This is a genomic window from Microvirga calopogonii, from assembly GCF_003347665.1.
Classification (GTDB): Bacteria; Pseudomonadota; Alphaproteobacteria; order Rhizobiales; family Beijerinckiaceae; genus Microvirga; species Microvirga calopogonii.
Genome location: NZ_QDGA01000017.1, coordinates 48,191 through 60,313 on the forward strand (window position 1 = coordinate 48,191; position 12,123 = coordinate 60,313).

At 64.2% G+C, this 12,123-nt stretch carries 12 protein-coding genes; 5 read left to right on the forward strand and 7 right to left on the reverse strand.

Annotated elements, in window-relative coordinates; all coding sequences use genetic code 11:
• Nucleotides 1-318 precede the first annotated feature (318 nt).
• Nucleotides 319-1,134: a rhomboid family intramembrane serine protease gene (locus tag DDF70_RS15115; protein ID WP_114945688.1), complete on the forward strand. Its 816-nt coding sequence runs from the start codon at nt 319-321 to the stop codon at nt 1,132-1,134.
• 294 nt (nt 1,135-1,428) lie between these two features.
• Nucleotides 1,429-1,860: a CBS domain-containing protein gene (locus DDF70_RS15120; RefSeq protein ID WP_114945689.1), complete on the forward strand. Its 432-nt coding sequence runs from the start codon at nt 1,429-1,431 to the stop codon at nt 1,858-1,860.
• On the opposite strand, the gene DDF70_RS15125 is transcribed toward DDF70_RS15120, so the two are convergent.
• From DDF70_RS15125 to folE, 4 genes are all read right to left on the reverse strand, one after another.
• Nucleotides 1,861-2,871, reverse strand: coding sequence for a patatin-like phospholipase family protein (locus DDF70_RS15125; protein WP_114945690.1), 1,011 nt, complete (start codon nt 2,869-2,871; stop codon nt 1,861-1,863).
• 88 nt (nt 2,872-2,959) lie between these two features.
• On the reverse strand, nt 2,960-4,114 hold the full coding sequence (locus DDF70_RS15130; protein ID WP_114945691.1) for an MFS transporter: 1,155 nt from the start codon (nt 4,112-4,114) through the stop codon (nt 2,960-2,962).
• Nucleotides 4,115-4,197: 83 nt separating this feature from the next.
• The gene (gene hisI, locus DDF70_RS15135) at nt 4,198-4,614 is read right to left on the reverse strand and encodes a phosphoribosyl-AMP cyclohydrolase (RefSeq protein WP_114945692.1); all 417 of its coding nucleotides are present in this window, start codon (nt 4,612-4,614) and stop codon (nt 4,198-4,200) included.
• An 11-nt stretch (nt 4,615-4,625) separates the two neighbouring features.
• Nucleotides 4,626-5,261 (reverse strand): GTP cyclohydrolase I FolE, encoded by a 636-nt coding sequence (gene folE / locus DDF70_RS15140; RefSeq protein ID WP_114945693.1) that lies wholly within the window; start codon nt 5,259-5,261, stop codon nt 4,626-4,628.
• 160 nt (nt 5,262-5,421) lie between these two features.
• Here folE and DDF70_RS15145 point away from each other — a divergent pair, with 160 nt between their 5' ends.
• The gene (locus tag DDF70_RS15145) at nt 5,422-5,868 is read left to right on the forward strand and encodes an iron-sulfur cluster assembly scaffold protein (RefSeq protein ID WP_114945694.1); all 447 of its coding nucleotides are present in this window, start codon (nt 5,422-5,424) and stop codon (nt 5,866-5,868) included.
• A gap of 20 nt (nt 5,869-5,888) precedes the next feature.
• On the opposite strand, the gene DDF70_RS15150 is transcribed toward DDF70_RS15145, so the two are convergent.
• Complete coding sequence (locus tag DDF70_RS15150; RefSeq protein WP_114945695.1) at nt 5,889-6,920, reverse strand: radical SAM protein; 1,032 nt, start codon at nt 6,918-6,920, stop codon at nt 5,889-5,891.
• A 241-nt stretch (nt 6,921-7,161) separates the two neighbouring features.
• Between DDF70_RS15150 and yidD the strand changes: the two genes are divergently transcribed.
• Nucleotides 7,162-7,494: a membrane protein insertion efficiency factor YidD gene (gene yidD, locus DDF70_RS15155; RefSeq protein WP_114945696.1), complete on the forward strand. Its 333-nt coding sequence runs from the start codon at nt 7,162-7,164 to the stop codon at nt 7,492-7,494.
• Nucleotides 7,495-7,569: 75 nt separating this feature from the next.
• On the forward strand, nt 7,570-9,582 hold the full coding sequence (gene thrS / locus DDF70_RS15160) for a threonine--tRNA ligase (protein WP_114945697.1): 2,013 nt from the start codon (nt 7,570-7,572) through the stop codon (nt 9,580-9,582).
• A gap of 182 nt (nt 9,583-9,764) precedes the next feature.
• Here the strand turns inward: thrS and DDF70_RS38035 are convergent, their stop codons facing one another.
• Nucleotides 9,765-11,135: a CBS domain-containing protein gene (locus DDF70_RS38035; protein ID WP_245435503.1), complete on the reverse strand. Its 1,371-nt coding sequence runs from the start codon at nt 11,133-11,135 to the stop codon at nt 9,765-9,767.
• 106 nt (nt 11,136-11,241) lie between these two features.
• Nucleotides 11,242-12,123, reverse strand: coding sequence for a hypothetical protein (locus DDF70_RS15175; RefSeq protein WP_114945698.1), 882 nt, complete (start codon nt 12,121-12,123; stop codon nt 11,242-11,244).

Sequence of the window (12,123 nt, forward strand, 5' to 3'; positions counted from 1 at the left end):
AAGTAAAAGGTGAGTTAACGCGTCGCGGACCAGCCGGTTCCAACGTGGTTAACAAAAAGATCGAAGCATCTGGGAGGGCGAAGAGGAAAGTTCCTCTAGGACAAGCTTGGCCGCTGCGGATCTGTGGGTTTTACTCGACGGACGACCCTGATCGGGGTTACTCAAACTAGCGCATCGTGCGGAAAAGTGGATCCGGTTTTCCGCCAAAGCGGTGCGCCAGCCAAGAGTTGGAGCAGCGGACCCACTTTTGGGTCCGATGCTCTCGAAATCGAATGCCGGCTTAAGGATCAAAGGCGGCGGCCAGACAAAAAGCTGTTCATGTCCCCACACCCACCCCGCGTCCGTGAGCCGATTCTCAACCTGCCGACGACCATCACCTTGTCCCTGGCAGTGCTGATCGGCATCCATGCGGTTCGGCTGCTCCTGTCCGATGAAACGGACTTCAAGCTGATCATCGACTGGGCCGTGATCCCCGCGCGCTGGTCCGTGGCGTTCGGAGGAGTTCGGATCGACGAGGTCATGCAATCCCTTCGGGAGGGTGTGCCGGACGACACGATTTCACCCATGATGGCGTTGGCGCAATACGTTCTGGCCCAGGAGGAGGGACGGCCCTGGACCGCCCTGACTTACGCCTTCCTTCATGGCTCCTGGGCCCATGTCCTTATCAACGGGGTCTGGCTCGCGGCGTTCGGAACGCCGATCGTCAGGCGCTGCGGCGCCAAGCGCTTCCTCATCCTCATGGCCGTCTCGACGGTATGCGGAGCCGTATTCTACGCCTTCATGAATCCCATGCAGGTCCTGCCGATGATCGGTGCCTCCGGCGCGGTGTCCGGCCTCATGGCGGCGGCGTCCTGGTTCATCTTCTCTCCGCCGGCATGGCATTGGGAGGGGCGCCTCGCGCAGCCGCACGAGAGGCCGCGCGAAACCCTGAGACACATGGTTCGCAACCGTCAGGTGCTGATTTTCCTCGGCATCTGGTTTGCGGCCAATTACGTGTTCGCTTTCGTGCAGCCCGTTGGAATGATGGATGCGAGCATCGCCTGGGAGGCGCATATTGGCGGCTTCCTGGCCGGTCTCGCGATTTTCCCCTTCCTGGACCCCCTTCCGGCCCGGCCGAGCCGCATCTCGGCTTGAAACCACCACGGTTTACTCCAATCATCCTAAGGCTGACGTAGGGTTCTCATCCCAAGGTCTTTTGGGATCTTGAGCCCGACTTCAGTACGGCGCATCGTGCGGACCCAGCGGGCCGCGCAGCGAAAAGTGGATCCGGTTTTCGCTGACGCGGCCCTCCGGGTCCGCACCAACGACGCGCCGGTTATGGAAAGAGCATCGGATGGATCACAAAAGTGCAGATCCACTTTTGGGTCGGATGCTCTGGCGAACCGAGGGCTGATCGTCCTTCGACGTTCGCACAACGGGAGGGAATGAATGATCGTCAATCGAATTCTTTCGATCAAAGGCCGCGAGGTCGCCACCATCGAGCCGAGCCGGTCCTTGAGCGAGGCGGCCAAGGTTCTCGCGGAGCGAAGAATCGGTGCTCTGCTCATCGTGGATGCAAACCGCCCGGTTTCCGGCATCATCTCGGAGCGCGACATCGTTCGCGCCGTCGCTGCTCACGGTGCCAAGGCCCTGGACGAGCCGGTCTCCCGCTTCATGACCGGGAAGGTGGTGACCTGCACGGGCGAGACCTCCATCAACGACATCATGGAGCTGATGACCCAGCAGAAGTTCCGGCACATTCCCGTCGTCGAGAGCGGGCGTCTTGCCGGCATCATCTCCATCGGAGACGTGGTGAAGCTGCGCCTCGAAGAGGTCGAGGCGGAGACTCAGGCGATCAAGGAATACATCGCGACCGCCTGATTACCTCGCCTGCGTTTCCTGCAGCAATTCGAGAACGTCCGGCAGGGCCCGCTCGGTTGCCTGCCGGCCCAAGCTGATGCATTCCTGGGCCCGGTGGAACTCGAACAGGCCCATCTTGGCGAGCTTCGGCGCGACCATGATGTCGGGAGGATCTCCGGCGAGCCGCGAGCGGGCAATGCGATCCTGGGTGATGTTGAAGGCATCGACCATGACCGTGGCCAAGCCGGGCGCGTTCGGCTTGCGCGGCTTGTCTCCCCGGGTTCCCGGAAAGATTCCCCATCGCCGTGGAACCTCCTCGATGGCTTGCTCGATCTCCTGCTCGTCGCTCGTGTCAGTGTCATAGGACTGGATGACCGTTCCGCGCACGCGCACCTCGCCGTTGAGGTTCACGCAGATCACGATATCGGCGCCGAGCGCCCGGGCGGCCGTGATCGGGATCGGGTTGACCAGGGCGCCGTCCATGAGCCAGCGCCCGCCGATCATGACCGGATCGAAGATGCCAGGCAGGGCATAGGACGCCCGCATGGCCTGCACGAGGGGGCCGCGGGTGAGCCAGATCTCATGGCCGCTCACCAGTTCGGTCGCGATGGTGCAGAACTTGACCGGCAGCGTCTCGACCCGGCGGTCCACCAGATCCTGGTCGAGTAGTTTCTGTAGGCGCCCGCCGGCGATCAGGCCCGCGCCGCTGAAATGGAAGTCGAGAAGACCCATGACGCGCCGCTTGGTCAGGGACAGGGCGAAGGCCTCCAGCTCGTCGAGCTTTCCGGCCGCATAGCAGCCGCCGACCACAGCCCCGATGGAGGAGCCGGCAATCACGTCCGGAACGATGCCCGCTTCCGTGAGGACGCGGAGAACGCCGATATGGGACCAGCCGCGCGCCGCCCCGCCGCCCAGTGCCAGGCCGATCCTTGTCTTCGCACGAGGGTCGCGTTCCGTCGGCTGCTTCACCTCGGCCGTTCCCCCGCCACCCCCTGATCCGGCGCTGCGCCGGGCAATCCCGTCCCACAACATTGATCGCTCCAAGGCCTTGCTTTCCCATCATGCGGTCCCGGTATGAAGGCCTCATGAAGGCTGCCCTTAAGTTTCAAGTAGGACTGGTTCAGGAAAACTGAACAGTGGCGCGCCGCAATGCCCGCTGCGACAAAATGATGATCACGAAGGCGAGGACGATCAGGACGCCCAGCATCGCGCGAAGGCCGAAGATTTCTCCTCCGAACCCAATGAGCGGGGGGCCGAGCAGCAGGCCGCCATACCCCAAAGTTGCCACCATGGCGACGCCCATGCTGGGCGGAAAGTCCTTCATCTGTCCCGCGGTACTGAACAGGACCGGCACCGTGTTGGCCAAGCCGACGCCAACGAGAGCAAAGCCGAAGGCGGCAGGCAGGGGCTGTGGCAGGAGCATTGCGAGGGCGAGGCCGAACGCCGAGAGCAGCCCTCCGAGCTGCAGGGTGCGAACGCGGCCGAGATGCCGGACGACGAAGTCGCCCATGAAGCGGCAGACCGTCATGGCGAGGGAGAACGCCGCGAACCCGGTGACGGCGGCCTCCAGGCTCGCGCCGGCGACGGTCTGGAGATAGATCGCCGTCCAGTCGACCATGGCGCCCTCGACGAGGAAGCAGAACATGGCGAGGACCGCCAGGATGAGGACGCTGCCCCGCGGCCAGGCAAAGCCATGTCCCTCCGTTGACCGCTCGGTTTCCCCGAGCGTCCAGAAGGCGGCGATCAGGAAGAGCAGACCCATGCCGAGACAGGAGATCAGAAGCGTCGGGACGATGCCGATATTGAGGGCGATGAGGAGGCCGGAGGCTCCGGCTCCCGCCAGTCCGCCAAGGCTGAAGAAGGCATGGAAGGAGGACATGATGGCCGAGCCCCAGGCCTTCTCGACCACCGTGGCGTTGGTGTTCATCGCGATGTCCATCGTGCCGTTGCAGGCCCCGGCGAGAAGGGCTGCGGCGACGAAAAGGCTTAAGGACGGCGCGAGGCCCGGAAGGAGCAGGGCGGCCGAGAAGGAGAAGGCGGAGATCACCGTCATGGTGCGGCTGCCGACCAGCGCCACGGCCCAGCCGATGATGGGCATGAGTGCGACCGCCCCGAGGGAGAAGGCCAAGAGGCCGAGGCTGAGCTGGCCGTCGGAAAGCCCAAGCGATTCCTTGAACCGGGGAAGCTGGGCGGCCCAGGTGCCGATGCCGAAGCCGTTGCCGAAGAAGATGGCGCTGGCCGCCAGCCGCGCGGGGATAAGATCACGTCGTGTCATCGGGTCTTCCTAACCCGAATATCCGGAAACTGCACCCGCTTCCCGGACGACGTCAGCCCCATACAATCGAGGGGCTGCCGGTCTCAATCGATCGCAAGGCGGGCGGTGCCGTCCGCCGTCTCGACCTTCCGATAGAAGCAGGAGCGCCGCCCGGTGTGGCAGCAGCCGCCGTCGCCGGCGACATGGACCTTCAGCAGCAGGGTGTCCTGGTCGCAATCGATCCGCATCTCCCTGACCGTCTGGATCTGTCCGCTGGTCGCGCCCTTGTGCCAGAGTTCCCCGCGCGAGCGTGACCAGTACCAGGCTTCGCCCGTCTCGATGGTCCTCGCCAGGGCTTCGGCATTCATATGGGCCACCATGAGGATCTCGCCGGTTGTGGCATCCGTGGCGACGCAGGTGATCAGCCCATCGGCCCCGAAGCGGGGCGACAGGACGGTTCCCTCTTCGAGCTCGGCCTTGGGGCCGGGCGCCGGGAAGGGATTGGACGGCGATGCGCTCATGGCTAGCCTTTTCAGCCCCGGCCGTTCCGCACGAGGGTGAGGAACCGCACCTGCTCGGCCGGATCTTCCTTGAAGACGCCGGTGAACTGGGTGGTCAGCGTCAGGGCGCCCGCCTTCTGGACGCCCCGCATGGACATGCACATGTGCTCGGCCTCGATCATCACCGCCACGCCGCGCGGCTCCAGGGCGTCGACCATCGCCTTGGCGATCTGGGAGGTCATGGTCTCCTGGGTCTGCAGCCGGCGGGCATAGGCATCCACGAGGCGGGCGAGCTTGGACAGGCCGACGACGCCTTTGGTGGGGTAATAAGCCACATGCGCGACGCCGAAGAACGGCACCATGTGGTGCTCGCAATGGGAGTAGAAGGGGATGTCGCGCACGAGCACGATATCGTCGTAGCCTTCGACCTCGGCGAAGATCTTGTCGAGAATGTCCGCGGGGTTCTCAGCGTAGCCGGAGTAGAATTCGCGGAAGGCCTTGACGACGCGCTTGGGTGTGTCCTGCAGACCTTCACGGGTCGGGTCGTCGCCAGCCCAGCGGAGCAGGGTGCGAACTGCCGCCTCGGCTTCTTCCCGGGTCGGGGATGTCACGGGCTTGTCTGCAGCGGTCGTCAGACGCGTGGACAGGGACTTAACCACATCACTCACGTGGAGCCTCTTTTCTCAACGTTGCACCGAGGAAGCTTGGCCGCCCGGCAGTTTCTAATTTGTTTCCAACAAGCGCCATGCTGGCCAATGTCGCAGAACTTTGTCACAGCGCTTATATAGGCATATGAGCACATTCCCAACCGTCATGTCATGAGACGAAATGCTGAACGATATCTACAGCCGCCGCATTCTCGAACTGGCCGCCGATATCCCGCATCTGGGGCGGCTGCCCGCACCGGATGCGTCTGCGACGGCCCGCTCGAAGCTCTGCGGCTCGACCGTCACGGTCTACCTCAAGCTCGACGGCAATGTCGTGACAGCTTTTGCCCATGACGTTAAGGCCTGCGCCCTCGGCCAGGCCTCATCGTCGATCATGGGGCGGAATATAATCGGCGCGACCATAGATGAGCTTCGGGACGTCCGCGATGCGGCAAGTCGTCTGCTGAAGGCCCATGGAGAGGCCCCTCAGGGGAAATGGGAAGACCTCAAGGTCCTGGAGCCGCTGCGGGAATACAAGGCGCGCCACGCCTCGATCCTGCTCACCTTCGATGCCGTCGTGGAGGCGCTCGACCAGATCGAGGCCCGGCGAACGGAGAATGCTGGATAGATGTCCAGGGTATCGATGCCTTACGCCGGGAGAAGCGCCGGCTGCCCGCGCCGCGCAATTCGCACCCGATCGTCATCAGAGCCGTAGCGACGGTCCAGAATCCGGGCCGCATCGGCCCAGTCGGCCATGGTCTGAATCGCTTCCATTTGGCCGGCGACAAATGGGTCGGAACGCCATTTCCGTACCCGCGGCCAAAGAACGTCCAGCGGTGCATCGAGAACGTTCCCGACCTTCGCTTCGTAGATCGGAAAGGCGCGAAGCGCTCCATCGGGCTCGATATGGAGAATATCCAGATCGACCGCGCTCACGCCGGGCTGGGGCAGGAAATATCTGACGTCCGTCACCGAAATGTCGACGCCGCCGCTTTCGCGGTCGGCAAGGCGACGACCGACGTCGATGAGATCGACCAGTTCCTGAATGGACAGAAGCTCGGTCGCCTCGAATTCCGGCTCGGCAGCCAGACCCGATGGAATGACGGCCCCGAAGCGGATGAAATCGAGGCCCGGGAACCGTTTGACGGCGGCGGCCACGAACCTCTCGAGATCCGCTTCATTCGCGCCCGAGCGGGTCAGGGTGTAATCGATCCCGAGCGTGAAGCAGGTCTGCCCGGCTGCTTTGCGTTCGCTCTTCACGCGATGCAGGATATCCAATGCTTTCATCCCGCGTTCGAAAGCGCCGTCCCGCCCACGAACGGCATCGTGAATGGCTGCGTCGGCGCCATCGATGCTGACCGCCACGCTCGAGACCGCATCGGCGAGGGCGAGGGCGGTCCTCTCCTGCATGGACCAACCGCTCGTGAAGACCGTCACGGCAATCCCCGCGTCATGCAGACGCTTCATGGCGTCGATGGCCCAGCGAACCGACAAGGGTTCCCCGCCGCTGATCGACACTTTCTTCGCCTGTGCCGAGAGGATGACGTCGATCACCCGCATGGCGGCATCCCGATCCAGGGTGCGGGCGGGTCGCCGTCCCGATTCCGTATAGCAATGCGTGCATTGCAGCGGGCAAGAATAGGTAATGTCCCAGATGAACTTTCCGATTTCTACGGTCATTGTTTTTGCCCGGGGTGCCGCTACGAGGATCGGCAGGCGAGAGTTGGAAATAAAATAAAGTATCGTTACAGTTGTGTAGGCGTACAACGCAGCGCTGGTTGAATATGGCAATGCTTGTGAACGTCGTGCTTGTTGCATCCTCTAGGTGAGGTGGCCAAATAAAGCACGTTGGACTTGCATTGTGAGCTTGGGCCGTGCTGTCGGGTTGAGGGTTGAAGTGAAGGACATTCCACAGAGGGCGATGACACAGCATCTTCCCCGGCGGCTCGCGCATGCGGCGATCCGCGGCTATCAGCTGAGCCTGTCCGGATTGATCGGTCGCCAGTGCCGCCACCTGCCGTCCTGTTCGGAATATACGGACGAGGCGATCCAGCGGCACGGCTTCTGGCCCGGCGGGTGGATGGGGCTCGCCCGCATCTGCCGCTGCGGCCCCTTCGGAACTCACGGCATCGATCTGGTTCCTGAAACATTGCCCGAAAGCTCCGCCTGGTATAAGCCCTGGGCCTATGGTCGGTGGCGAGGCGTCAATGCTCCCCCGATTGTGTGCGATAAAGTCGAACCTGACGGCGGCTGATTTCGCCTTTTCCAACAGACCGTCGGCCCCCGCTTACCTGCTCCGTTGGCAGGAGTGAGCCAGGAGAAACATTTGATGATTACCCTGACATTCCCCGATGGCGCCCAGCGCCAGTACGAATCCGGCATCACCGGCCGTGAGATCGTGGAAGGCATCGCCAAGTCGCTGGCCAAGCGCACCGTCGCCATGGCGCTCGACGGCACGGTCGCCGATCTCGCCGATCCGATCACCCGCGATGCCAAGATCGAATTCCTGAACCGCGAAGATCCCCGTTCCCTGGAGCTGATCCGGCACGATGCCGCGCACGTCCTGGCCGAAGCCGTGCAGGAGCTGTTTCCCGGAACGCAGGTCACCATCGGTCCCGTGATCGAGAACGGCTTCTATTACGACTTCGCCCGCAACGAGCCCTTCACGCCCGAGGACTTCCCCGCCATCGAGGCGAAGATGCGCGAGATCATCGCGCGGGATAAGCCCTTCACCAAGGAGGTCTGGAGCCGCGACAAGGCCAAACAGGTCTTCAAGGAAAAGGGCGAGACCTACAAGGTCGAGCTCGTGGACGCGATTCCGGAAGGCCAGGATCTCAAGATCTATTTCCAGGGCGACTGGTTCGACCTCTGCCGCGGCCCGCACATGACCTCCACGGGCAAGATCGGCAATGCCTTCAAGCTCATGAAGGTGGCAGGCGCCTATTGGCGCGGCGACTCGAACAACGCGATGCTGACCCGCATCTACGCGACCGCCTGGGCGAACCAGGAGGAACTCGACAACTATATCCGCCAACTCGAGGAAGCCGAGAAGCGCGACCATCGCCGCCTGGGCCGCGAGATGGACCTGTTCCACTTCCAGGAAGAGGGGCCGGGCGTCGTGTTCTGGCACCCGAAGGGCTGGACGGTGTTCCAGGAGCTGATCTCCTACATGCGCCGCCGGCTGAAGGGTACTTACCAGGAGGTCAACGCGCCGCAGATCCTCGACAAGGCTCTGTGGGAGACCTCGGGCCACTGGGGCTGGTACCGCGAGAACATGTTCGCGACCCAGACAGAGGACGACCGCGTCTTCGCCATCAAGCCGATGAACTGTCCGGGGCACGTGCAGATCTTCAAGCACGGGCTGAAGTCCTATCGCGACCTGCCGCTGCGCCTCGCCGAGTTCGGCAACGTGCACCGTTACGAACCGTCGGGCGCGCTGCACGGCCTGATGCGCGTGCGCGGCTTCACACAGGACGACGCGCACATCTTCTGCACGGAAGATCAGCTGGCGGCCGAGTGCCTGAAGATCAACGACCTGATCCTGTCGACCTATGCCGATTTCGGCTTCGACGAGATCGTCGTGAAGCTCTCGACCCGTCCTGAGAAGCGCGTGGGCACCGACGAGATGTGGGATCATGCGGAAGACGTGATGACACGCGTCCTCAAGCAGATCGAGGACCAGTCCGGCGGACGCATCAAGACCGCGATCAACCCGGGCGAGGGCGCATTCTACGGACCGAAGTTCGAGTACGTGCTGCGCGATGCCATCGGCCGCGACTGGCAGTGCGGCACCACGCAGGTGGACTTCAACCTGCCGGAGCGGTTCGGCGCGTTCTATGTCGATGCTGACGGCCAGAAGAAGACGCCCGTCATGGTCCACCGCGCGATCTGCGGCTCCATGGAGCGCTTCACCGGCATCCTGATCGAGCACTTCGCCGGTCACTTCCCGCTCTGGCTCGCGCCGGTGCAGGCGGTCGTCGCCACCATCACGTCCGAGGGCGACGAATACGCCATGGAAGTGGTGCGGGCCGCCGAGGCCGCGGGCCTTCGCGTGGAGGCGGATCTTCGCAACGAGAAGATCAACTACAAGGTCCGTGAGCACTCGCTCGTGAAGGTGCCGGTGCTTCTCGTGGTGGGCCGCAAGGAGGCCGCCGAGCGGACGGTGTCGATCCGCCGCCTGGGAAGTCCCAACCAGCAGACCATGACCCTCGACGAGGCCCTGAAGGTTCTCGCCGCCGAGGCCGTCACTCCCGACCGCCGACGCCAGGCGAAGGCCGTATCGGAGCCGGAAGGGCACGCCACTCTCGACGGGCATCACGTGGTCGAGCGGACGGTCGCGTAAATTCGGATCCCATGAAGGAAGGCGGCGTCTCCGACAGGAAACGCCGCCTTTTGCATTCAATCAACCACTCCCACGTCATCGCCGGTCCTGTGCCGGCCATCCGGATACGGTGAAGCGCAGCGCCTCAGGCCATCGGGATCACCGGCACGAGGCCGGTGATGACGGAGGTGAACGTTCCGAAATCAGGACGTCTGCCGCTGCCGGCCCGTCGTGCGCCCGCCAGGAGCCGTACCCGCCGTGGTGCCTGCCGTACCGCTGCCGGGATTGCCGGTCGCTACCGCATCGCCGGCCTCCGTTCCCGTGGTGTGCGTTCCCTGGCGTTGGCCGACGCGCAGGTTGTTCTGCACGTGGCTCACGCCCGACACGGATTCCGCCAGATCCTCGGCGCGCCGCTTCTCGTTGCGGTCGCGGACGGTGCCCGTGAGGGTCACTTCCCGGTTCTGAACCTGAACCTCGATCTCCGAGGCGTCGAGCATGGCATCGTCGGTGAGGCGCTCGCTGATGTCCTCGCGGATGCGCTCGTCCGAGCGCTGATATCCTTTCGGGCCGCGTCCCTGATGCTCGCCGCGGCGCACCTCGCCGCGGCTGGCGGTGGCGTCGTTGCCGAAGCGGGTGTTGCCGGGACCCATGCCGTAATTGCTGTGGTCCCGCCGCTCGTTCACGAGGCTCCAGGTGCGCTCGCGGTCCTGCATGCGACGATCGTCCTCGTTGCTGTCGTCGCCTGGACGCGCGCGTTCGCCGGTGATCGTGGAAGCACCGAAGCGCTTCGGATGGTAGCCTCGGCCGGCGGAGCCGCGTCCCGCGTATTCGTCGCCATAGCTCTGGTAGCCCTCACCGCCGAAGCCGCCGCGCATCCGGGCATTGCGGGCCCCTTCCTCGCCGGGATAGCCGAAGCTGCCGAAGGCGGCGCGGACGTCGTCTTCCTCGCGGAAGCGGAACGGCTCGCGGCCGGGATTTCGGGAGCGCTCGTCACGTCCCCGCCGATCGTCGTGGTAGTCGTGCGGGCGATGACGCCAGTCGTCATCGTCGTTCCTCAGCCGCCGATCCAGTTCGCGACGCTCGTCGCCGGTCAGGCGGGCGCGTCCGCCGCCTCGGGTCTGGTCGGCTCGGGCGGACGTCGGGGTGCCGGTCCGGTCGGGTTCGGAGGGCGTGGAGATGCGGTTCAGCGCACGCGAGGCATCGCCTTCGCGATCCGTCGCGAGATCGCCGAGCGCCACGATTCCGACGAGGTGCTTGTCATGATCGACCACCGGCAGTCGGCGGATCTGATGATCGCTCATCAGCTCGACGATGTGGCCGACGTCGTCATCCTCGAAGCACCACCAGACATTGTCGGACATGATGTCACGCACGCGCGTCGTGTCGGGAGAGAGGCCGGCGGCCGTCGCTCGGACGGTGATGTCCCGGTCGGTCACCATGCCCCGCAGGCGGCGTCCGTCGCAGACGGGCAGCACGCCGACATTCATCTCGTCCATGAGACGCGCCGCTTCCTGGATGGTCCGGTCGGGACTCACCACGCGGACGTTGCGGGTCATGATCTCTGCGATTTTCATGAGCTTCCTCTCCAGCAAGGTCACGCCTTGGGAGTTCAGGCTCATGGGCGGCGCGACCGGTCATAGGCTGTCGGTCAATGCCGCCGGGAGGGAAAGGTTCAGCCGTTCAAGGCGTGGCGATGATCTCGATATCCCGGTCGAGGCCGCTCTCGACCTTGAACTCGCGGGTAAAGACCTTGCCCTCGTGGCGCGCGATCAGGACGTATTCGCCTTCAGCCAGAGTGACGGACGGAAAGGCGCCGATGGCCTCGCGGATCACGTCGCCGCCCGGGGTGAGCACGCTGAACGCCGTGCCGGCGAAGGCCTCGCCGCCCGCGGAGCCGACCAGTTTCAGCGTCACGGTGGCGGCGCGGTGGTTGAGGGTCGCTTCCGTGACGCGCCCCGATTCCACCTTCAGGTCGCTGCGCATGATGGCGTTGGCGTCGCCATAGGTGGAGACCACGTGATAGGTGCCTTCGGGCAGGCGGATCATGTCGTTGGCTTTGGCATCGGCGATCACGAGCCGGCCTTCGGAATTCTGCGCCTCCGGCACGTAGACGGAGAACGAGAGGCGGTTTCCCGCAATGGGGCTTCCGCTCACGGCGCCTTTGAGCTGAAGGGCTCCGGCATTGATGACGAGCCGCTCGTTGAGGCTACCCCGCTGCACGCTGATCCGCTTCGAGGCGCTCGCGAAACCGTAAGCCACGTGGATGATGTAGTTGCCGGGCGAGAGGGTGAAGCTCGGCGTAGGGCTCGTGGAGCGGGCGATGATGTTGGGCTGGGACGCGTCCCCGCGATCCTCGAAGATGCGCCACACCAGCCCCGAGCGGATCGGCTCGTTGCTTCCTGCGAAGGCCGCTCCGGTGTTCAGCATCACCTGCCCGATGGAGAGCGCGGGGAGGTTCTGCGACATGGACGGCACGGCGGGCGACTGGGCCAGGGCCGGGCCGGCGGCGACAAGGCTGAGCGGACCGAGGATGGAAAAGAGTTGCTTTGAAAAAAGAGGCAT

What these genes read in the sequence shown, in the direction of transcription:
- DDF70_RS15130 (WP_114945691.1), bottom strand. Translation starts at nt 4,114, where the DNA reads ATGACACGACGTGATCTTATCCCCGCGCGGCTGGCGGCCAGCGCCATC.
- hisI (WP_114945692.1), bottom strand. Translation starts at nt 4,614, where the DNA reads ATGAGCGCATCGCCGTCCAATCCCTTCCCGGCGCCCGGCCCCAAGGCC.
- DDF70_RS15150 (WP_114945695.1), bottom strand. Translation starts at nt 6,920, where the DNA reads ATGACCGTAGAAATCGGAAAGTTCATCTGGGACATTACCTATTCTTGC.
- DDF70_RS15115 (WP_114945688.1), top strand. Translation starts at nt 319, where the DNA reads ATGTCCCCACACCCACCCCGCGTCCGTGAGCCGATTCTCAACCTGCCG.
- thrS (WP_114945697.1), top strand. Translation starts at nt 7,570, where the DNA reads ATGATTACCCTGACATTCCCCGATGGCGCCCAGCGCCAGTACGAATCC.
- DDF70_RS38035 (WP_245435503.1), bottom strand. Translation starts at nt 11,135, where the DNA reads ATGAAAATCGCAGAGATCATGACCCGCAACGTCCGCGTGGTGAGTCCC.
- DDF70_RS15125 (WP_114945690.1), bottom strand. Translation starts at nt 2,871, where the DNA reads ATGTTGTGGGACGGGATTGCCCGGCGCAGCGCCGGATCAGGGGGTGGC.
- DDF70_RS15145 (WP_114945694.1), top strand. Translation starts at nt 5,422, where the DNA reads ATGCTGAACGATATCTACAGCCGCCGCATTCTCGAACTGGCCGCCGAT.
- DDF70_RS15120 (WP_114945689.1), top strand. Translation starts at nt 1,429, where the DNA reads ATGATCGTCAATCGAATTCTTTCGATCAAAGGCCGCGAGGTCGCCACC.
- DDF70_RS15175 (WP_114945698.1), bottom strand. Translation starts at nt 12,123, where the DNA reads ATGCCTCTTTTTTCAAAGCAACTCTTTTCCATCCTCGGTCCGCTCAGC.
- yidD (WP_114945696.1), top strand. Translation starts at nt 7,162, where the DNA reads ATGACACAGCATCTTCCCCGGCGGCTCGCGCATGCGGCGATCCGCGGC.